The organism is uncultured Streptomyces sp., from assembly GCF_947488945.1.
GTDB lineage: Bacteria > Actinomycetota > Actinomycetes > Streptomycetales > Streptomycetaceae > Streptomyces.
In genome coordinates, this window is the sequence record NZ_CANLBS010000008.1 from 286,682 (window position 1) to 306,200 (window position 19,519).

The window sequence follows — 19,519 nt, forward strand, 5'->3', positions numbered from 1 at the left end:
TCCGTACGTCCCTCGTCCGCCGCGCCGCCGTCGCTCATGTCGCGGCTCCGACCGGCACGGCGGTGAGCGCCTTGACCTTCCAGCCGTCGCCTGTGCGTTGCAGGGTGGCGTCGAACCGTTTGCGTTCGGTGCCCGCCGCGCCGGTGCGGGGGGTGACCACCACCTCGACGGTGGCGATCAGCTGGGCCGTTCCGCCGCGTTCGTCGAGTGCGGTGAGCGCCGCCTCGGTGACGGTGCCGCGGGCGCTGCTGCCCGCCTTCTTCAGCGCCGCGGCGTCCTCGGCCCGGGTGCCGGCGAGCTGGTCGTGGAGGGGGCCGGTGGTGGCGTCGAGCCAGCCCGCCAGACCGGCGTCCACGTGGGCGGCGTCCTTGGCGTCCATGCTGTTGAGCCGCCGCAGGTGTGCCTTGCCCTCGACGAGCGCCGTGTCCCTGCTTTTGGCCATCGCGAGGGTGTCGTCGGCGCGGGCGTCCGCGTACGACCAGCCGCCGAGTCCGCACAGCAGCGCGGCGGCGGCCACGCACGCCCAGCCCCGCAAGGCCCCGCGCCGGGCGTTCACCGGGCACCGCCGAGACCGAGCAGTCCGGCCATGCCGTCGGTCCGGGTGGCACCGGGGAGGGCGGGCGCGTCCACGGCGCCGAAGGCGGTGGTGGGGGGCTTCACCGGGTCGGGCACCGCGCCGCCCTTCGGCGCGTTCGCCGAGCCCCGGACGTTGACGCCGGTACCGGGCGAGGCGGTGCAGCCCGCGCCGGTGTTGACGGCCGGTCCCTCGGAGGTGTCGAGGCCGTTGCGGTAGGTCGTGCCCCCGTATCCGGCGGTGCACGGCAGCGGCTCGAAGAAGGTGACGGACATCCCGAACCGGGCGCCGTCCCCGTCGATCGCGCTGGCGCCCACGGCGGCCACCTGCGGGAGCCGCACGAGGAGTTCCTCGATGCCGCGCTGCCGGGTGACCGCCACCTCGGACGTGGTCAGCAGGTTGGCGACGACGACGCCGAAGGCCGGGTCGAGGTCCCGCATGAGCCCGCTGAGCTGCTGGGTGGCTCCGGGCGCGGTGGCGATCAGCCGGCGCAGGTCGGTGTCGGACCCCTTGAGTTCGGCGGCCAGTTCCTGTGCGCCGGAGGCGAACCCCTTGAGCGCCTCGCCCTGTTCGGCCTGGGTGCGCAGCACCGTCTCGGCGTCGTCCATCAGCCGTACGTTGACGGGCAGGGCGGCGTCCGCGGCGTCCACGAACTCGCTGCCGGTGTCCAGCAGGACCTGGAGGTCCTCGCCGTGGCCGTTGAACGCCGTGCCGAACTCGTCGACGACGGTCCGCAGCGACTCCACGTCGACGGAGGAGGCCAGTCGGTCCACGCTGACCAGGACGTCGGTGGGGGGTGCGGGGATGGTGGTGTCGGCCTGGTCGATGACCGAGCCGTTGCCGAGGAAGGGGCCGGTGGCGCGGGTGGGACGCAGGTCCACGTACTGCTCGCCGACCGCCGAGAGGCTGGCGACGACCGCGGTGAGGCTGTCCGGGATGGGCGCGGAGTCGTTGTCGATGCGCAGTTGTGCCTCCACCCCGTCGTCCGTCAGCTCGATCGGACCGACCCGTCCCACCGACACGCCCCGGTAGGTGACGTTGGAGTGGGTGAACAGGCCGCCGGTCTGCGGGAGTTGCACGGTGACCGTGTAGTAGTCGCGGAAGCCGACGTAGCGGCCGAGGTCGGCGTACCGGAAGCCCAGGTAGCCGAGCACGAGTACCGAGAGGAGGAGGAAGGCGACGTTCTTGAGGCGGATGGACGCGGTGATCATCGGGTGCTCCCCGCCGTGGTCGAGGGGTCGACGGACGGGAGCGGCAGCGGCAGCGACTTCGACTTCGCCGCGGCCGGGTCCGGGGTGGACGGGGGCGTCGGGGTGGCGGGGGCGAACGGGTCGTAGGCGGGGATGAGCCGGGTGCCCGGTACGGCCGTCGTGTCCAGGTAGACGTTGAGGTAATCGCCCTTCACCCCGCGCAGCACCTCGTCGGTGAACGGGTAGGTGGCGAGGACCTGGAGGGAGTCGGGGAGCGCGTCGCCGGAGTCGGCGAGCGCCTTGAGGGTCGGCGCGAGGGCCTTCAGGTCGGCGATCATGTCGGCCTTGCTCTTGTTGATCGTGTCGACGGCGACGGTCGAGAGGGTGTCGAGGGAGCGCAGCATGGTCAGCAGCGACCCGCGCTGCTCCTCCAGCACCTTGAGGCCCGGGGAGAGCCCGGTGAGGACGGTGGAGACGTCCTGCTTGCGGGTGGCGAGCGTGGCGGCGAGCCGGTTGACGCCGTCGAGCGCCTGGGTGATGTCCTCCTTGTGGCTGTCGAGGTCCGTGACGAGGGTGTCGACGCGCTTGAGCATCGAGCGGATCTGCGGTTCCTGGCCGGCCAGCGCCTTGTTCAGCTCGACGGTGATGGTCTTGAGCTGGCTGACGCCGCCGCCGTTGAGGAGCAGCGAGAGCGCGCCGAGCACCTCTTCGACCTCGGGGTTGCGGTTGGTGCGGTCGAGCGGGATGCGGTCCCCGTCGGCGAGGGTGCCCTGCGCCCTGCCGCCGGCCGGCGGGGAGAGCTGCACGAACTTCTCGCCGAGCAGGCTGGACTGCTCCAGGTGGGCGAGGGCGTTGCGGGGCAGGGCCACGTCACCGTTGACCCGGAGGGTGACCCGGGCGGTCCAGCCGTCCGGGTTCAGGGCGATGCGGCTGACCCGGCCGACGGCCACGTCGTTGACCTTCACCGAGGACTGCGGGGCGAGGCTCAGCACGTCGGCGAAGTCGGCGGTGACCTCGTAGGGGTGGTCCCCGAGGTCGGCGCCGCCGGGCAGCGGGAGCTGCTCGATGCCGGTGAAGGTCGGTGCGTCGGTCTGGGTGACGACGACCGCCAGGGCGACGCCTGCGGCGACCAGTACGGCGGCGCCGGTGGCGACGCGGACTCCTGGTCCGCGCGGGGCCGGGCTCATTCGTCCCCCTCCTTCGGCTCGGTGGCCTTGCCGGCCGTCTTGTCGGGCGTCCCGTAGACGGTGCCGACGGGCGGCAGCGGCAGGGCCGGCAGGGACTCCTGCCGGGCGTCGTCGACCGCCGCCAGCCCGGAGAAGCCGGATGGCGTGGAGGCGGCCGGGGCCGCGGTGAGCGGGCCGCCCATGGACAGCTCGTTGAGGTTGGTGCGCCCGTCGAGGGTGCGGTTGGTCGGGTCGTAGGCGTTGACGAGGTTGCCCGCCGTCAGCGGCAGGGTGTCCAGGGACTCGGCGATCGAGGCCCGCTGGTCGACGAGGATCTGGGTCAGCGGCACCAGGGCGTCGACGTTCTCCTTGAGGGAGTCCCGGTTGTCCTCGATGAAGGTCTTCACCTGCCCGAGGGCGGTGCCGAGTTCGGTGAGGGCCGCGCTGAGGTTCTCCTTGTCGTCGGCGAGGAAGCCGGCGACGGTGTTGAGCTGCGTCTCGGCGGCCCGCACCTCGCCGTCGTTGTCCTTCAGCATGGTGGTGAAGGACTGCAGGTAGGAGAGGGTCTCGAAGAGGTCGCCGCTGCTCTTGTCGAGGGTCTTGGTGGCCTTGCCGAACTCCTCGATGGAGTCGCCGATGGCCTTGCCGTTGCCGTCCAGGTTGGCCGCTCCGGTGTCCAGCAGCCGGGACAGCGCCCCGTTCGCGTTGGCGCCCTCGGGGCCGAGTGCTTCGGACAGCTCGGTGATGGACTCGTAGAGCTGGTCGACCTCGACGGGGGCGGCGTTCCCCTCGGCCGGCAGGACCGCTCCGTCGGCCAGCACGGCCCCGCTCGTGTAGGCGGGGGCGAGCTGGATGTACCGGTCGGCGACCAGGCTGGGGGCGACGAGCACCGCGTGCGCCCCCTCGGGGACCCGGACGCCCTCGTCCACCCGCAGGACGACCTTCACCTGCTCGCCGCGCGGGGTCACCGACTCGACGGTGCCCACCTTCACGCCGAGGACGCGCAGGTCCGATCCGGCGTAGACACCGGTCGCCCGGTCGAAGTAGGCGATGACCTCGGTGGTGTCCCCCTCTTCGAGGGCCGAGACCCCCGATCCGGCCGCGACGGCCACGACGGCGATCCCGGCGCCGATGCCGAGGACGCGGGTGAGCCTCATGTCAGCTGCCCCCTTCTTGTTTGGGCGGCATGCAGCCGGTCGCCGGGGGCGTGCCCTCGGGCAGGTAGTTCTTGGGGACGACACCGCAGACGTAGTTGTCGAACCAGCGGCCGTTGCCGAGGGTGTTGCCGACGAGGCGGTTGTAGTCCCCCGCCATCGACAGCACCTGGTCGAGGCTCTTCTGGTTCTTCACCAGCACGGCGGTGACCCGGCCGAGCGAGTCCAGGGTGGGTCCGAGCTGCTTCTCGTTGTCCTCGACGAGCCCGCCCAGCTGGATGCCGAGGTTCTTGGTGCCGGTGAGCAGCAGGTGGATGGAGTCGCGGCGGGCCTGGATCTCGCCGAGCAGCAGGTTGCCGTCCTCCAGCAGGATCTCGAAGCTGCTCTTCTTGCCGTCGAGCGTCTTGGTGAGCCGCTTGCCGGCCTTGAGCAGGGTGGCGAGTTCGGCGTCGCGTTCGGAGACCGTGCGGGAGAGGGCGGACAGCCCGTCGGCGGCGCTGCGGACGTTGGCCGGGGAGTCCTTGAAGGTGTCGGAGATCGCGTCGAAGCTCTCGGCGAGCCGGTCGGTGTCGATCTCCCCGATGGTCTCCCCCAGCCCGTTGAACGCCTGGGTGACGTCGTAGGGGGAGGTGGTGCGGCTGAGTCCGATCCGGTGGTCGGGGTCCTGGGCGGTGGTGCCGAGGGGGTCGACCGCCAGGTACTTGTCGCCGAGCAGCGTCTTGATGGCGATGCCGACGGTGCTGGAGTTCCCGATCCAGGCGTCCTTCACCCGGAAGGAGACCTTCACCGCGGCGCCGTCCAGCGACACCCCGGTGACCTCGCCGACCTTGACGCCGGCGATCCGCACCTCGTCGCCGTCGGACAGTCCGGCCGACTCGCTGAAGTTCGCGGTGTAGGTGGTGCCGCCGCCGACCAGCGGCAGGGAGTCGGCGCGGTAGGCGGCGGTGCCGACAAGGCCGAGGACGACGAGTCCGGCCAGGGCGACGCCGACGGGGTTGCGCTCCCGTATCGGTGTGATGCTCACGCCACGCACCTCGGTTCGGTGATGCTGATGCCGGTGGGCGGGGCGCTGCCGTCGCTCATGGTGACGCCGGAGACGGTCGCTTCGCAGAGGTAGAGGTTCATCCAGGAGCCGTACGAGGTGAGGCGGGTGATCGCCGCCATCTTGGCGGGGGTCCTGGCCAGGAAGTCCTCGATCTGCGGGGTGCCTTCGACGAGTTGGCCGGAGAGCCGGCCGAGCTGCCGGATGTCCTGCTTGAGCGGGGCGCGTCCGTCCTCGAAGAGGTCGGCGGTGACGGTGGTGAGGGCGCCCATGGCGGTGACGGCCTCGCCGAGCGGCTCGCGGTCGCCGGAGAAGCCGGTGACCAGCTGCTGGAGCGTGTCCACCAGGTCGTCGAAACCGGCCTCGCGGTCGTTGACGGTCTTCAGCACCGCGTTGAGGTTCTTGATCACCTCGCCGATCACCTTGTCCTTCGCCGCGACCGTCGTGGTCAGCGAGCCGACGTGCTGGAGGATGCTGTCGACGGTTCCGCCCTCGCCCTGGAGCACCTGGACGATGGAGCCCGCCAGCTCGTTGACGTCGGGCGGGGAGAGCCCTTCGAACAGGGGCTGGAAGCCGTTGAAGAGCTGGGTCAGGTCGAGGGCCGGGGTGGTGCGGGAGAGCGGGATGGTGGCCCCGGCGGCGAAACTGCGGCCGACCGGTCCGGTGCCCCGGTCCAGGTCGACGTAGCGCTGGCCGACCATGTTGAGGTACTTGATCGACGCGGTGACGGAGGCGGGGAGCGCCCGGCCCTTGCGTACGGTGAAGCCGACTTCGGCGAGCCTGCGGTCGGCGACGTCGATCGACTCGACCTGGCCGACCTTGACGCCGGCGATGCGGACGCTGTCGCCCACGACGAGTCCGGTCGCGTCGGTGAACCGGGCCTTGTACGAGGTGGTGTCGCCGACGCCGGTGTTGGCGATGGACAGGGCCAGCACGGTGGTGGCCAGGGCCGTCACCAGGATGAAGGCGATCGATTTCGCGAGGGGGCCCGCGAGGGAGCGGCGCTTCACTTGAGCTTCACCTCCGCGCCGCGGAAGGCCGGACCGATGAGCACGCTGCTCCAGTCGGGCAGGTCCTGCGGCTGGACTTTCAGTGACGGGGCGACGAGTTCGTTGACGAGCAGGCTCTCCTGCGCGGAGTTCGGCAGGCCCAGGGACGCAGAATCCGCCGTGTCCGTGGTGTCCTGGGCGGTTCCGGCGCCGGTGTCCCGCGGGTCGGCGCCGGTGCCGGCCGCACCCGTGTCCGCGCCGCTGTCGGGTCCGGCGGCGATGCGGGCGGCCGCGGTGGGCGCAGTGGCGCCGACGTACGGGACGGTGTAGCAGTTCGGGCCGCCGGTGGCGGAGTAGACGGGGGTGTCTCGGCCGGCCACGTACTTCCCCTTGGAGGGCACGGTCTTGAGTGTCACGTGCAGGCCGGGTTCGTCGGTGCCCTTGCCGAGCGCCTTGTCCATGGCGGGGACCATGCCGGCCATGGTGCGCAGGGTGCAGGGGTATGCGTCGGCGTACTCCCCCAGGAGTTCCAGGGTGGGGCGGCCGGAGGCGGAGAGCCGGATGAGGTTGTCCTTGTTCTTCCGCAGGAACGCGCTGACGTCCCTCGCGCCCGCGGTCGTCGAGCCGTACAGGTCGGCGAGTTCGGCCTGCTGGTCGGCGAGGGTCGAGCTGGTGGTGGTGAAGTCCGTGAGGGCGTCCAGCACGTCCGGGGCGGCGTCCGCGTAGACGGAGCTGACCTTGACCAGCTCCTGGATGTCCCGGTTGAGGGTGGGCAGGTGCGGGTTGAGCTTCTTCAGGTGGGCGTCGAGGGTGACGAGGGTGTCGCCGAGCCGCTCGCCGCGCCCCTCCAGCGCCTGGGAGACCGCGGTGAGCGTCGCGGACAGCTTCTCCGGCTTCACCGAGGTGAGCAGCGGCAGCACGTCGTCGAGGACCTGCTCCAGCTCGATGGCGTTGCTGGAGCGGTCCTGCGGGATGACGGCACCGGCCCGCAGGGGCTCCGCGGACGGCACGGCGGGCGGCACCAGGGCGACGAACCGCTCCCCGAACAGGGTGGTCGGCAGCATCTGGGCCGTCACGTCGGAGGGGACCCGGTCCAGCTCGCCCGGCTCGATGGCGAGGGTCAGCCGGGCCCCGTCGCCGTCGGCGGCGATCGAGCGGACCTGGCCGATGACGACCCCGCGCAGCTTCACGTCGGCGTTGTCGTGCATCTCGTTGCCGACCGAACCCGTGCGCACGGTGACGGTGTCGCTCGCCGTGAACTCCTTCTCGTACACGGAGACCGACACCCACACCAGTACGGCGGGGACCAGCAGGAACGCGATGCCCGCAGCTCTGCGGCGGGCCGTGGGAGCGTTCATCATCCGGCCACCTTCACGGTCGTCGTGGCGCCCCAGATGGCGAGCGAGAGGAAGAAGTCGGTGACGCTGATGAGCACGATCGCGTTGCGCACCGAGCGGCCCACCGCGACGCCGACCCCGGCGGGCCCGCCCTCGGCGCGGAAGCCGTAGTAGCAGTGGGCGAGGATCACCATCACGCTGAAGATCAGCACCTTGAGGACCGACAGCAGCACGTCGTCCGGGGAGAGGAAGAGGTTGAAGTAGTGGTCGTAGGTGCCCGCGGACTGGCCGTTGAAGAGGACGGTGACGTACCGGGAGGCGACGTACGAGGAGAGCAGCCCGATGGCGTACAGCGGGATGATCGCGACCACGCCGGCGATGATGCGGGTGGTGACGAGGTAGGGCATGGAGCGCACGCCCATCGCTTCCAGGGCGTCGATCTCCTCGTTGATCCGCATCGCGCCGAGCTGGGCGGTGAAGCCGGCGCCGACGGTGGCGGAGAGGGCGAGTCCGGCCACCAGGGGGGCGATCTCGCGGGTGTTGAAGTAGGCGGAGATGAAGCCGGTGAAGGCGGAGGTGCCGATCTGGTTGAGGGCCGCGTACCCCTGGAGGCCGACGACGGTGCCGGTGAACAGGGTCATCGCGATCATCACGCCGACGGTGCCGCCGATGACGCCGAGTCCGCCGCTGCCGAAGGCGACTTCGGCGAGCAGCCGCTGCACCTCCTTGAGGTAGCGGCGCAGGGTGCGCGGGATCCACACCAGGGCCCGCAGGTAGAAGGTGAGGTGGTCGCCGGAGCGGTCGAGCCAGCTGAGCATGGACATCGGTCAGCTCCCCTTCGCGGGGACGATCTGGAGGTAGACCGCGGTGATCACCATGTTGACGAAGAACAGCAGCATGAAGGTGATCACGACGGACTGGTTGACCGCGTCGCCGACGCCCTTGGGGCCGCCGCGCGGGTTGAGGCCGCGGTAGGCGGCGACGATGCCGGCCAGGAACCCGAAGATGAGCGCCTTGAATTCGCTGATGTACAGGTCGGGGAGCTGGGCCAGCGCGGAGAAGCTGGCGAGGTACGCGCCGGGGGTGCCGCCCTGCATGATCACGTTGAAGAAGTAGCCGCCGAGGGTGCCGACGACGGACACCAGGCCGTTCAGCAGCACGGCGACGAACATGGTGGCCAGCACGCGCGGGACGACGAGGCGCTGCACGGGCGAGACGCCCATGACCTCCATCGCGTCCAGCTCCTCGCGGATCTTGCGCGAGCCGAGGTCGGCGCAGATGGCGGAGCCGCCGGCGCCGGCGATCAGCAGGGCGACGATGAGCGGGCTGGCCTGCTGGATGACGGCGAGGACGCTGGCGCCGCCGGTGAACGACTGGGCGCCCAACTGCTGGGTGAGCGAGCCGACCTGGAGGGCGATGACCGCGCCGAACGGGATGGACACCAGCGCGGCGGGCAGGATGGTGACGCTCGCGATGAACCAGAACTGCTCGATGAACTCCCGCGCCTGGAAGGGGCGTCGGAAGATCGCGCGGGCCACCGCCAGTCCGAGCGCGAAGAGCTGCCCGGTCTGCCGCAGCGGGGCCAGCAGCCGTGACGGCTGCCGCCGCTCGGGCACCCCCTTCGTCGCGGGCGCGGGGACGGCGTCCTCGGGCGGCCCGGGGGGCCGGACCGGTAGCTGCGCGGTCACGGGCGCGCACCGCCGACGGTCGGGGTGTAGCTCCGCATGATGGCGGCGCGGGCGGCGTCGGGCAGCTGTCCCATCATCGCGTGGACCCGCTCGCGGCGGCGCAGCGCGCCCTGCCGGACGGGCAGGCCGGGCGACGGTTCGAGCTGCGGGACGACCGTGCGGGGGCCGGCCGGGGCCGGTCCGAGGGAGCGTTCGGCGGCGAGCTCGGCCGCGTCCTTCTCCTCCGACATGCCGATGGGCCCCTCGCGGCGCCCCGCGAGGAACTGCGAGACCACGGGCAGGTCGCTGGTGAGCAGCACCTCGCGCGGCCCGAAGGTGACGAGGTTGCGGCAGAACAGCATCCCCATGTTGTCCGGGACGGTCGCCGCGATGTCCAGGTTGTGGGTGACGATCAGCATCGTCGCGTCGATCTGCGCGTTGAGGTCGATCAGGAGCTGGGAGAGGTACGCGGTGCGCACGGGGTCGAGGCCGGAGTCCGGCTCGTCGCACAGGATGATCTGCGGGTCCAGGACCAGGGCGCGGGCCAGGCCGGCCCGCTTGCGCATCCCGCCGGAGATCTCGCCCGGCAGCTTCCCCTCGGCGCCGAGCAGGCCGACGATGTCGATGCGCTCCATGACGATGCGGCGGATCTCGGATTCCTTCTTGCGCGTGTGCTCGCGCAGCGGGAAGGCGATGTTGTCGAAGAGGGACATCGAACCGAAGAGGGCGCCGTCCTGGAACATCAGGCCGAAAAGCTTGCGCGTTTCGTAGATGTCCCGTTCGGGGCTGTTGACCATGTCGACGCCGTTGATGAGCACCCGGCCCTGCTCGGGCTTCAACAGGCCGATGATGGATTTCAGGAAAACGGTCTTTCCCGTGCCGGAAGGCCCCAGCATGACGCTGACCTCGCCGGCCGGGAGCGTGAGTGACACGTCCTGCCAGATGTTCTGTCTGCCGAAAGACTTGGTAAGGCCCTCGACGACGACTTCGATTCCCATCCCACCTCCTGCATGCACTCACGAAGTGACAGAAGTGCACCGCGGGGCGCACATTAAGTTCACCGACATCGCCAGGACAAGGCTTTGAACAGCCAATGCGCCAACCCACGGCGCACTTGTCATCGGGTGACAAATCCTGGTGCCCAGCTTGTGAAGAACTGCGTACGTACGGCCGACGGCGCAGGCCGGGACCATGAACCGGAGGGGGCCGGGGCCGTGGCCCCGGAAGGACGGTCCGCCGCGGAGGGTCGGCCGGCCGTCCGCCGGACCCCGGAACGGGTGACCGGCCCGGTGGACGGCGCCCACGGCTCCGCCTTCCGGCGGGGCCGCACGCTCCCGCCGTACGGGCCGGGTTACTTACGGGGGCGAGGTTACGGCCGAGTAACCTGAGCCGCAATACACGTTCCGCACATTTTCCCGGCCAGGGGCTGGACCCTGCTTTTCTGCGCGGGAAATGAGCATCCCCGCCTCAGAACCTGCACGGGAGTGACAGTTTCCGGGAGCAACGGCGACCGACCGCCCCCCGCCACCCGGCACCTCCCCCGGCGCCCCCGCCCCCGCCGGGACCGGCGGGAACACACAAGCGGCACGGTCAATTCCACATATCCGCCACCCCCGTTGCGCACCGGCTGACAAGGTTGGCCGAATCGCGACTCACCCCGCGACGAGAACTGGCCCGTAACCGAGGAATGTCATACGGCGGGATTGTGCGGCGGTGTTTCCCGCCAGTAACGTCACGGCCCGGCAGGCAGAGAAAGGGCGTACGGAACGGACTTCCGGGCGTACTCCCGATTCACCGCCGTCTCTCCATCGGTGTTCGCACCGCCCGACGCCCCGCGCAATTCCACAATTCCGGGGCGACGAGCAGTACCGCCGTCGGCGCCCCGTGGGAGCGCGGCCGGCCGGGTACCTCCGAACGACCCCGGAACGACCTCGGAACCACCCCGAACCACTCCGCGCACGACCGCTGCCGCACCGGCGGCTGCCACATCAAAGGGGATGACATGAGAGCCACTTCGAACCGGACGCGCTTGGGGCTGGTGGCCGGCTTCACGGCCCTCGGAGCCTTCGCCTCCGTGGGTTCCGCCACCGCCGCGACCAACCTCAACGGCAACTGGGCGCCCTTCAACCGGTGTCCGGTGGACGCCCCCGCCATGCTCGCCGCCGACGGCGGGACCGACACCGCCGTCTGCGTCTCCTCCATCTCGGGGAGCGGCACCATCAAGCTCGGCAACACGACGGTGCCGTTCGGGAAGAGCGACCTCCAGGTCGGCGTGGTGACCCACCCCAACAACCAGTCCACCGTCGTCTCCCCGGCGGGCGGCGCGCTGATCGCCGCATCGGCGAACATCCCCGGCGGGCTGCTGGGCCTGATGTGCCCGAGCAGCGTGCCGGTCGTCACCGCGGTCTGCAACACCCTCACCGACGTCAGCCTCAACAAGGTGACGGCGACCATCGAGTCGGTCAACAGCCCCTCGGACTTCAAGCTGCTCGCCGGTCTCGGCACCACCACGCCGATCATCCAGCTCCCGGTCCGCATCCACCTGGATAACCCGCTCCTGGGCGACAAGTGCTACATCGGCAGCTCCTCCAACCCGATCCTGCTGCGCCCGCAGAACAAGACCCTGCCGGCGGTCAGCTCCAACCAGTTCAACGGTGACGGCTCCGACAACCCCGAAGGCGTCCTGGGCCGGATCAGCCTGATCGGCGCCACCCAGCACGACACCACCTTCGCGGTTCCGGGAGCCACCGGCTGCGGACTCGGGCTGCTCAACTGGGCCGTGAACCTCAAGACGGCGCTGCCTGCCGCCTCCGGCACCAACTTCGTGCAGCTGAACAACGCACAGACCCACGTCGCCACCATCCAGGACCCGGGCGCCGCCGCGCCGAACGCCGGCAAGCTGCTCTCCGAGTACTGGCACTCGGCGGTCAAGTAGCCCCCGGCGCCCTCCCGGGGCGCGTGATACACCCGCACGACCGCACCACCGTCCGGCCCGGGGCCGTCCCTCACGAGGGGGCGGCCCCGGTCGGCGTCCGGGGGCGGGAGGGAGGGGCACCGAGGGGGTGCCGGCCCCCGGTAGCGACTGACGGCCCGTACGCCCTCGGAGGAACCGGGCGTACGGGCCGTCAGTCGCGTGAAGCGGCCATCCGTCAGTCGGTGCGGCCCGCCGGCCCCGGCAACGGGGGCACGACGGCCGGGCAACCGGCGTCACCGTTCTCCGGGTCGGGGATGCACACGGCCCCCTGGTTCATCGCGATGGGGTTCCCCGGCCCGGAGACGGCCGCCGTGAACAGAGCGTTCAGGTTCTCGCCGCCCACCCCGCAGCCGGTGAACGCGGGGATGTCCACCGTCCCGTTCAGCGGGCCCCCGGACAGCACGTTGATGTAGGCGGGCTCCTTGGTGAAGTCTCCGTAGAGCGCCACGTCGTACGCGGGGGTCCCGCACGTGTCGCCCACGTCCAGCGGCACACCGTTGATCTTCACGTCGTACATCCGCAGCGACTGCTTGAACGAGGCGACGGCGAAGAGGGTTCTGGGGCCTCCGAGCACAGGCTCGGTGTCGGCGGTGGTGATCGTGATCGGAGTGTTTTCGAAATGCACCTTGGCGGAGACCGGCTGGAATCCGAAGGTGAGGAACGCCGCCTCGGCGTCCGGGAGTTCGAGCGTGGCGAGCGAGTCCGCCTGAAAGTACTTCCCACCCGGCAGCGGAGCGGGACGGACCACGACTCGACGCACTGCGGCCACCGACAGCAGCCCCGGTGTCTTGGCCGGGTCGTTGACGAGCATGGCACTTCCCAGCTTCGACAGCGAGGCCAGTCCCACGGCATAGCCGCACACTGGTGTACCCGGCAGCGCATTCACGATCGGCGGGAATCCCGGGGGAGGCGGCGGCACCAAGCTGAAGTCCATCTCACCCTGAGGGGCCTCCCCGGGGCAGTACTCCACCGGCTCCGCCGGACCCGGCTCCTCCGGGGGTGTCACCTCGATGTCTCCGTCGCCGGGGTCGCCCCCGTCCTCACCGCCTTCCGACGGGTCGCCGCCGCCCTCCGACGGCTCCGACGGTGTCTCCTCGCCGACCTCCGGCACGGCGATCGTGGCCAGCAGGCCCGCCTCCCCCTCGCTCCGGGCGCAGTCCAGGGTCACCGGCGTCACCGTCTCCCCCTCCGCGGCGGGCGGGACGGTCAGTTCGAGGGTCAGCGCTCCCGCGGTCAGCGTGACGTCGCCCGTCGCGCCCACGGTCAGCGAGGGGACTTCGCCGGTGTGCACGAGGCGGACGTCGGCCGTGGGATCGAGCGGGGTGGCCGGGGCGGTGAACTGCTCCCATCTCGCCTGCGCCGTCTGGTCGTTCTGGGCCACCTCCACGTCGAGTCCGGCCGTTCCGAGCACCTCCGTGGCGCCCTGCGGGAGGAGCGGAGCCAACTCGGCACCGGGCAGATCGGCGGTCAGGCTCACGTTCAGCGGGGTCATCGGGACGTCCACCTCGCCGGCGAGCGGGTACTCCGCGTGCACCTGGAGCGGGACCTGGAAGGACCCCGACGGTGTCTCGCAGTCGTACGTCACCGATACGTCCGCGTCCGGCTCGTCGGCCGCCGAGCCGGGGCCGGTCAGCAGTCCGGCGAGGGTGGCGACGGCCGCCACCGATGCCAGGCGCACGGACCGCCGCGCGGCAGTTCCCGGTGTCTTCTCGCTCATGCTGGCCCTGTCCTCCGATGTCGATGGTTCGATGCCCCGGCCGCGACCGGGCGCCACGCACGACGCGGACCGACGTGACAGGCTCTGCCTGCCGTCGGTCCGGCCGGGTGCGGGGGGTGTGTCAGGAGATCACCACACCCAGCCGGTACGACGCGACGTACTGCGCCACGTCTCCGGTGTTGATGAGGCCGAGACAGTTCGCCGACGTGACCTTCAAGTCGGTTCCGCTTCCGGTGAATTGGAACAGCTTGGTGCTGTTGTTGTACGTGCCGTGGGCCGTCCCGGCGATGGTCGCGGTGCAGCCCGTGCCGGTGATCTTCACGGCGATGCCGCTGACGTTGGCGGTCACGATGCTGCCGCTGATCGACGTCGCGTTGACCTTCCACGGAGTACTCATGGTGCTGAGCGTGAACCCCATGCCCAGGAAGCTGCAGCCGCTGACGCCGGACAGGGCGGTGGTGCCGATCTGGTTGGTGGTGCTCGACGCCAGGGATCCGGAAACCGTGTTGGCGGCACAGGTGAGAGTGGCGTTCGGCACGTTCAGCGACGGGCCGGCCGCCGTGGAAGTGTAGGGGCCTGACGGGGTGACCGTCCACGGTGCCTGAACTCCCGCCGAGGCGGACGGCGTGGTCAGGCCGAGGAGAGCGGCGGACGCGGCGAAAGCGACGACGGCTCTGCGGGTGGAAGCGTGCACGGCTGCCCTTTCCGTGGTGGCGTCACGAGCTGGAAGGTGCCCTCACGTGGGGCCCCGGGAGACCGGAGCCCCCACGCCCCGGGCCGACGGTGGCAGTGTCTGCCCACCGTCGGCCCGGTTCAGGTGCTGCGGGGTGGGTCAGGAGATGACCGGCTGGCTGCTCACCGCGTACGAGGCGACGAAGCTCGCCACGTCACCGGTGTTGATCAGGCCGAGGCAGCTCGCCGAGGTGGCCTTGAGACCGGTGCCGACGCCCGTGAGGTTCAGCTTCTTGGTGGTGTTGCCGTAGTTGCCGTTGGCCGTACCCGTGAAGGTGGCGGTGCAGCCGGTGCCGGTGATCTTGGCGGAGATGCCGCTGACGTTGCCGGTCACGGTGGAACCGCTGATGGACGTGGCGTTGATCTTCCACGGCGTCACGGTCATCGCCACGGTGAAGGGGATGCCGAGGACGTTGCAGCCGGAGAAGGTGATCGAGGTGATCGTGCCGACCTGGTTGGTCGTGCTCGACGCCAGGGACCCGGCCGCCGTGCTGGAGGTGCAGGTGAGGGTGGCGTTCGGGACGCTCAGCGACGGGTTGGGCGCCGTGGCCGTGTAGGGGCCGGACGGGGTGACCGTCCACGGGGCCTGGGCGCCGGCCGAGGCCGACGACACGGTCATGCCGAGGGCGGCGGAGGCGGCGGCGAAGACGAAGGCGGCTCTGCGGGCAAGGGTGTTCACGGTTCGTTTCCCTTCGGAAGGCAGTATCCCGATCCGGACATACTCCGCCGCACGAGCAGCGGGAATCCGGTGGGGACAAGGGGTGTGACGTGGCAGTCCGCCCTGACGGACTGCGCGACCGCTTGCGTTCGGCGATGACGCTACGGGCGGGTAACGTTGCTCCGCAATACTCGGTTCAAAGAATCTCCGCCTCAACGCCTTTCTTGGGAACTCTTGTGGAACTACGAGCAGGGCGAGCGCGATTCTTGTCGCGAAGTGAGCAATCCGGGGCCCGGAACAAGCCGCTCCCCCGCCGCACGACCCCCAGGACCGCGCCGCGCGCCCACGACTCCCCATGTCAGAGGGGGCATGGCCGGTGGCTCGACGCTCCCCGACGGCAGCCGGCCGTCCCCGCACCGCCGGACACGGACGCCCTGCCCACCGCACCGAATTCACCGCCCCGGAGAATTCTCCGGAAATGCGTGGGCACCGTTGAACGGGACCCATTCACCGACTCTACGGAATACGAGGAAGGCGTCGGCCGGCCCGTCGGCGGAGTCTTACGATCCTCTTAGGGTTGCCTTCCTCGGGGCGCGCGACGGCGCACTTCTTCCCGCCGTGGCCGAAACTCGCCACCGTCAAAGACGGCGTACGCATTTGCTGCTGTCACAACGGTGTCCCCGGGGACGCGGGTGCCTTATGTTCGGGTTCCCACTAGGTATGCACCTGACGGCCCGTGGGGAGCGCTCTCCCACCGGCCGCCCCCGTCGGGCACCGGAGAGCAAGGGGTCTTGGAATGCCGGCAGTCTCACAGCCCTCGGACCTGGGGGAACCGCTGGGACCACTGCCCCAGGAGTTCGCCACCATCGTCCGCCCCGAACTGCCCAGCCTGATCAAGGAGATCGGGCTGGAGGTCACCCGCGCCTACCCGGAGTACGCCCGCCTCCTGGAGGGCCCGTACGGCGAGGGCATCCGGGTGGGCGTCGAGCAGAGCATCTCCGTCTTCGTCGAGCAGGTGGCCCGCCCCGCGACGCCGTCCCCGCTCCGGGACGAGATGTGCCGCCGGTTCGGCCGGTTCGAGGCGTACGAGGGACGCACCCTCGACCAGCTCCAAGGTGCCTACCGGCTGGGCGCGCGGGTCGCGCTGCGCCGGGCCCGCAAGATCGGCCGGCGCTACAACCTCTCCCCCACCATGATGCTCACCTTCGCCGACGCCCTGTTCACCTACGTCGACGAGCTCGAAGCCCTCTCCCGCGAGGGGTATTCGGAGGTCCGCGCGGCCTCCGACGACCACACCGAGACGCTGCGACGGCGTCTGCTGCACCTGATCCTCGCCGGGCATCCCGCACCCGGCAGCGCCATCGCGGAGTTGTGCGAGCAGACCGGCTGGACGATGCCGGAGCGGGTGACCATGGTCGCGCTGCGCCCGTCCGGCGAGCAGGGGCAGCTGGCGCTGGACCGGGACGTGCTCGCCGACCTCACGGATCCCCAGCCGAACCTGCTGATACCGGGCCCGTTCGACGACGCGCGAAGACGGATGCTCGAACTCGCCCTTCCCGGAGTGCCGGCGGTCGTCGGACTCACCGTGGCCGCCCCGCACGCCTCCGACTCGGTCCGCTGGGCCCGCCGGGTCCTCGACCTGGTCGACACCGGGGTCGTCGACGACGCGCCGCTGATCCTGGCCGAGGACCACCTCGTCACCCTGTGGCTGATGTCGGACCCCGCCCTGCTCGACCAGTTGGCACAGCGGGAACTGGCCCCGGTGGCCCACATCAGCACCACCCGCCGCGAACGGCTCGTGGAGACCCTGCGGATCTGGCTGGACACCCGCGGCACCGCCGCCCAGATGGGAGCACTCCTCGACGTGCACCCGCAGACGGTCCGGTACCGGATGCGCAACCTGGAGTCCATCTTCGGCCGGCAGCTCATCGACCCCGAGCGCAGGTTCTCCACCGAGGCGGTGTTACGCGGGCTCCGACTGCGGGCGCGCGGCGGCTCCGGCGGGCCGCAGTGAGAAGCACATCCCGTACCCGAAGTCAATTCGTCGCCGCGTAAAGCGACATAGGCGGTCAGTCCCAAACGGTTGCGGCACCAAGACGTTTCCGGCGAGAAACCCGGAAGCGTGTGCCGTAGACAGGAGGAGTCGGCAGCCTGCCCCGGCGGCCGAGCATCGCACCGCCGCCTGCCGATCCACCGAGAAGGAAGTACCGATGACCGCCCCCCACCTCCTCGTGCCCGTGCCCATTCCGGACAGCGTCGCCGCGCTGATCGGCTCCTGTCTGCCCGAGCACATCCTGCGGGCGGAGGTCGACGCGGCCTGTGCGGAGCGCGAGATCCTGCGGTTCCGCGGGCCGCGCCTCGGCATCGAGGACCAGGCGGACCGGGAACAGGCCCTCTCCGACCTGGCCCGCGCCAACAAGGTGCTCGCCGCGCACCACCCCCGGCTGACGGTCCGTCACCGGGCCGCCTGGTAACCGTCACCGGTTCCGTCCGACCGGCATTGCGGACGCACGTCGCTTGCGCGGCCGCTTCCGGCGCGATTACCTTACTCAAAAGTAAGTTTACTACGGAGTAAGGAACTGGCGTGGCCGACCACAGCAGCGGCAACCTCACCGACGAACTCGCCGCCCTCGACTTCGCCGCCGTCTCCCCCGAGGAGTTCGCGCGGATCGTCAAGGGGCTCTCCGCCAAGCAGCTCGCGGAGGTCATGCACGGGGAGTTGCGCCTGCGGGTGCTCACCGCCGTCTTCGACCGGATGAAGCAGCAGTTCCGGCCCGAGGCGGCCGGACAGCTCAAGGCGCTCATCCGCTGGAAGATCACCGGTGAGAGCGACGAGGTCTTCGAGACCGACATCGCCGGCGGCGCGTGCGAGATCCGCCGGGGCCGCTCCGAGGCGGAGCCGCGTACCACCCTGGTCATGGCCGACCCCGACTTCCTCAAGCTCGTCTCCGGCAACGGCAACCCGGTGACGATGTTCATGATGCGCAAGCTCAAGGTCGTCGGCGACGTCGGGCTGGCGTCGGGGCTCACCCGCTACTTCGACATACCGAAGGCCTGAGGGGCGGCCATGAGCTTCTTCTCCCTCGCCCTGACCGAGGAACAGCGGGACCTGCGGGACTGGGTGCACGGCTTCGCCGCGGACGTGGTGCGCCCGGCCGCCGCCGAGTGGGACGCCCGCGAGGAGACCCCCTGGCCGGTCATCCAGGAGGCCGCCCGGATCGGCCTCTACGGTTTCGAGTCGCTGGCCGACATGTACGGCGACCCGACGGGGCTCTCCCTCCAGATAGCCAACGAGGAACTGTTCTGGGGCGACGCCGGCATCGGCATGGCCCTCTTCGGCACCTCCCTCGCCGTCGCAGGGATCTTCGCCTCCGGTACGCCCGACCAGCTCGCCGAATGGGTGCCGCAGTGCTTCGGTGACGAGGACGACCCGAAGGTGGCCGCCTTCTGCGTGTCCGAGCCGCAGGCAGGTTCCGACGTCTCGGCGATGCGCACCCGCGCCCGCTACGACGAGGCCGCCGACGAGTGGGTGCTCACCGGGCAGAAGGCGTGGATCACCAACGGCGGGATCGCCGAGGTCCACGTGGTGGTGGCCTCGGTCGACCAGGAGCTGGGGGCCCGCGGCCAGGCCGCCTTCGTCGTCCCGCCCGGCACCCGTGGGCTGGAGGCCGGCCGGACCATCAAGAAGCTGGGCCTGCGCGCCTCGCACACCGCCGACCTCTTCCTCGACGACGTACGCGTACCGGGGCACTGCCTGCTCGGCGGAAAGGAGAAGCTGGACGCCCGCCTCGCCCGCGCCCGCGAGGGCGCCTCCGGCCGCGGCGGCGGCCGGGGTCAGGCCGCGATGGCCACGTTCGAGGTCAGCCGCCCCACCGTCGGCGCCCAGGCCCTGGGCATCGCCCGCGCCGCGTACGAGTACGCCCTCGAATACGCCGGTCAGCGCGAGGCCTTCGGACGCCCCATCGTGGAGAACCAGTCGATCGCCTTCGCCCTGGCCGACATCCGCACGGAGATCGAGGCGGTACGCCTGCTCATCTGGCAGGCCGCCTGGATGGCCCGCAACGAACAGACCTTCGACGCCGGCCAGGGCTCCATGTCCAAACTGCGCGCGGGCGAACTCGCGGTCACCGCCACCGAGAAGGCCGTACAGATCCTCGGCGGCGCGGGCTACAGCCGCGAGCACCCGGTGGAGCGCATGTACCGGGACGCCAAGATCTACACCATCTTCGAGGGCACCAGCGAAATCCAACGCCTGGTCATCGCCCGCGCGATCACGGGGCGGCAGATCCGTTGAGGGGGCGTAGGGCGCGGTTGCGTGG

Annotated in this window: 19 protein-coding genes; 6 read left to right on the top strand and 13 right to left on the bottom strand. The window is 70.6% G+C overall.

All coding sequences use genetic code 11. The annotated features are described in order from the left end of the window. Positions 1–34: 34 nt before the first annotated feature. Genes Q0994_RS15765 through Q0994_RS15810 form a run of 10 tightly spaced genes read right to left on the bottom strand, consistent with a single transcriptional unit; the run spans position 35 to position 10,117 of the window. Positions 35–556, bottom strand: coding sequence for a hypothetical protein (locus Q0994_RS15765; RefSeq protein WP_299534697.1), 522 nt, complete (start codon positions 554–556; stop codon positions 35–37). After that, positions 553–1,785, bottom strand: a complete 1,233-nt coding sequence (locus Q0994_RS15770) for an MCE family protein (protein ID WP_299534699.1) — start codon at positions 1,783–1,785, stop codon at positions 553–555. Before Q0994_RS15770 ends, Q0994_RS15765 begins: the two co-directional genes overlap by 4 nt. After that, the gene (locus Q0994_RS15775) at positions 1,782–2,951 is read right to left on the bottom strand and encodes an MCE family protein (RefSeq protein WP_299534701.1); all 1,170 of its coding nucleotides are present in this window, start codon (positions 2,949–2,951) and stop codon (positions 1,782–1,784) included. The genes Q0994_RS15770 and Q0994_RS15775 overlap by 4 nt, the downstream gene beginning before the upstream one ends. After that, the gene (locus Q0994_RS15780) at positions 2,948–4,087 is read right to left on the bottom strand and encodes an MCE family protein (protein WP_299534703.1); all 1,140 of its coding nucleotides are present in this window, start codon (positions 4,085–4,087) and stop codon (positions 2,948–2,950) included. The genes Q0994_RS15775 and Q0994_RS15780 overlap by 4 nt, the downstream gene beginning before the upstream one ends. 1 nt (position 4,088) lies before the next feature. Beyond that, positions 4,089–5,108, bottom strand: a complete 1,020-nt coding sequence (locus Q0994_RS15785) for an MCE family protein (RefSeq protein WP_299534706.1) — start codon at positions 5,106–5,108, stop codon at positions 4,089–4,091. Further along, positions 5,105–6,136, bottom strand: a complete 1,032-nt coding sequence (locus Q0994_RS15790; protein WP_299534709.1) for an MCE family protein — start codon at positions 6,134–6,136, stop codon at positions 5,105–5,107. The genes Q0994_RS15785 and Q0994_RS15790 overlap by 4 nt, the downstream gene beginning before the upstream one ends. Further along, entirely contained in the window at positions 6,133–7,473 is a 1,341-nt protein-coding gene (locus tag Q0994_RS15795; RefSeq protein ID WP_299534712.1) for an MCE family protein, read from the bottom strand. The genes Q0994_RS15790 and Q0994_RS15795 overlap by 4 nt, the downstream gene beginning before the upstream one ends. Further along, positions 7,473–8,276, bottom strand: coding sequence for an ABC transporter permease (locus tag Q0994_RS15800; protein WP_299534714.1), 804 nt, complete (start codon positions 8,274–8,276; stop codon positions 7,473–7,475). The genes Q0994_RS15795 and Q0994_RS15800 overlap by 1 nt, the downstream gene beginning before the upstream one ends. Positions 8,277–8,279: 3 nt before the next feature. Continuing rightward, a complete protein-coding gene (locus tag Q0994_RS15805; RefSeq protein WP_299534716.1) occupies positions 8,280–9,140 on the bottom strand; it encodes an ABC transporter permease in 861 nt (286 codons plus the stop codon). Beyond that, the gene (locus tag Q0994_RS15810; protein WP_299534718.1) at positions 9,137–10,117 is read right to left on the bottom strand and encodes an ABC transporter ATP-binding protein; all 981 of its coding nucleotides are present in this window, start codon (positions 10,115–10,117) and stop codon (positions 9,137–9,139) included. Before Q0994_RS15810 ends, Q0994_RS15805 begins: the two co-directional genes overlap by 4 nt. 1,004 nt (positions 10,118–11,121) lie before the next feature. Here Q0994_RS15810 and Q0994_RS15815 point away from each other — a divergent pair. Continuing rightward, complete coding sequence (locus Q0994_RS15815; RefSeq protein WP_299534720.1) at positions 11,122–12,054, top strand: hypothetical protein; 933 nt, start codon at positions 11,122–11,124, stop codon at positions 12,052–12,054. 214 nt (positions 12,055–12,268) lie between these two features. Here Q0994_RS15815 and Q0994_RS15820 read toward each other — a convergent pair whose 3' ends face one another. Continuing rightward, positions 12,269–13,810, bottom strand: coding sequence for a hypothetical protein (locus Q0994_RS15820; protein ID WP_299534722.1), 1,542 nt, complete (start codon positions 13,808–13,810; stop codon positions 12,269–12,271). Between the two features lie 121 nt (positions 13,811–13,931). Continuing rightward, positions 13,932–14,207 (bottom strand): hypothetical protein, encoded by a 276-nt coding sequence (locus Q0994_RS15825; RefSeq protein WP_299534724.1) that lies wholly within the window; start codon positions 14,205–14,207, stop codon positions 13,932–13,934. On the opposite strand from Q0994_RS15825, the gene Q0994_RS15830 reads away from it, so the two are divergent. Continuing rightward, on the top strand, positions 14,206–14,382 hold the full coding sequence (locus Q0994_RS15830; protein ID WP_299534726.1) for a hypothetical protein: 177 nt from the start codon (positions 14,206–14,208) through the stop codon (positions 14,380–14,382). The two genes, Q0994_RS15825 and Q0994_RS15830, sit on opposite strands and share 2 nt — an antisense overlap. A gap of 260 nt (positions 14,383–14,642) precedes the next feature. On the opposite strand, the gene Q0994_RS15835 is transcribed toward Q0994_RS15830, so the two are convergent. Then, complete coding sequence (locus Q0994_RS15835; RefSeq protein WP_299534728.1) at positions 14,643–15,221, bottom strand: hypothetical protein; 579 nt, start codon at positions 15,219–15,221, stop codon at positions 14,643–14,645. A gap of 775 nt (positions 15,222–15,996) precedes the next feature. Between Q0994_RS15835 and Q0994_RS15840 the strand changes: the two genes are divergently transcribed. The 4 genes from Q0994_RS15840 (at position 15,997) to Q0994_RS15855 (ending at position 19,494) form a co-directional block, all read left to right on the top strand. Further along, positions 15,997–17,214, top strand: a complete 1,218-nt coding sequence (locus tag Q0994_RS15840) for a helix-turn-helix domain-containing protein (protein WP_299534730.1) — start codon at positions 15,997–15,999, stop codon at positions 17,212–17,214. 196 nt (positions 17,215–17,410) lie between these two features. Next, positions 17,411–17,674 carry a hypothetical protein gene (locus Q0994_RS15845; protein WP_299534733.1) on the top strand — a complete coding sequence of 88 codons (264 nt, stop codon included), beginning with the start codon at positions 17,411–17,413 and terminating at the stop codon, positions 17,672–17,674. 110 nt (positions 17,675–17,784) lie between these two features. Continuing rightward, positions 17,785–18,258 carry an SCP2 sterol-binding domain-containing protein gene (locus Q0994_RS15850; protein ID WP_299534736.1) on the top strand — a complete coding sequence of 158 codons (474 nt, stop codon included), beginning with the start codon at positions 17,785–17,787 and terminating at the stop codon, positions 18,256–18,258. 9 nt (positions 18,259–18,267) lie between these two features. Further along, positions 18,268–19,494 (top strand): acyl-CoA dehydrogenase family protein, encoded by a 1,227-nt coding sequence (locus Q0994_RS15855; protein WP_299534738.1) that lies wholly within the window; start codon positions 18,268–18,270, stop codon positions 19,492–19,494. Positions 19,495–19,519: the final 25 nt, after the last annotated feature.

What these genes read in the sequence shown, in the direction of transcription:
- Q0994_RS15770 (WP_299534699.1), bottom strand. Translation starts at nt 1,785, where the DNA reads ATGATCACCGCGTCCATCCGCCTCAAGAACGTCGCCTTCCTCCTCCTC.
- Q0994_RS15775 (WP_299534701.1), bottom strand. Translation starts at nt 2,951, where the DNA reads ATGAGCCCGGCCCCGCGCGGACCAGGAGTCCGCGTCGCCACCGGCGCC.
- Q0994_RS15780 (WP_299534703.1), bottom strand. Translation starts at nt 4,087, where the DNA reads ATGAGGCTCACCCGCGTCCTCGGCATCGGCGCCGGGATCGCCGTCGTG.
- Q0994_RS15795 (WP_299534712.1), bottom strand. Translation starts at nt 7,473, where the DNA reads ATGAACGCTCCCACGGCCCGCCGCAGAGCTGCGGGCATCGCGTTCCTG.
- Q0994_RS15800 (WP_299534714.1), bottom strand. Translation starts at nt 8,276, where the DNA reads ATGTCCATGCTCAGCTGGCTCGACCGCTCCGGCGACCACCTCACCTTC.
- Q0994_RS15810 (WP_299534718.1), bottom strand. Translation starts at nt 10,117, where the DNA reads ATGGGAATCGAAGTCGTCGTCGAGGGCCTTACCAAGTCTTTCGGCAGA.
- Q0994_RS15815 (WP_299534720.1), top strand. Translation starts at nt 11,122, where the DNA reads ATGAGAGCCACTTCGAACCGGACGCGCTTGGGGCTGGTGGCCGGCTTC.
- Q0994_RS15820 (WP_299534722.1), bottom strand. Translation starts at nt 13,810, where the DNA reads ATGAGCGAGAAGACACCGGGAACTGCCGCGCGGCGGTCCGTGCGCCTG.
- Q0994_RS15830 (WP_299534726.1), top strand. Translation starts at nt 14,206, where the DNA reads ATGGTGCTGAGCGTGAACCCCATGCCCAGGAAGCTGCAGCCGCTGACG.
- Q0994_RS15825 (WP_299534724.1), bottom strand. Translation starts at nt 14,207, where the DNA reads ATGAGTACTCCGTGGAAGGTCAACGCGACGTCGATCAGCGGCAGCATC.
- Q0994_RS15840 (WP_299534730.1), top strand. Translation starts at nt 15,997, where the DNA reads ATGCCGGCAGTCTCACAGCCCTCGGACCTGGGGGAACCGCTGGGACCA.
- Q0994_RS15845 (WP_299534733.1), top strand. Translation starts at nt 17,411, where the DNA reads ATGACCGCCCCCCACCTCCTCGTGCCCGTGCCCATTCCGGACAGCGTC.
- Q0994_RS15855 (WP_299534738.1), top strand. Translation starts at nt 18,268, where the DNA reads ATGAGCTTCTTCTCCCTCGCCCTGACCGAGGAACAGCGGGACCTGCGG.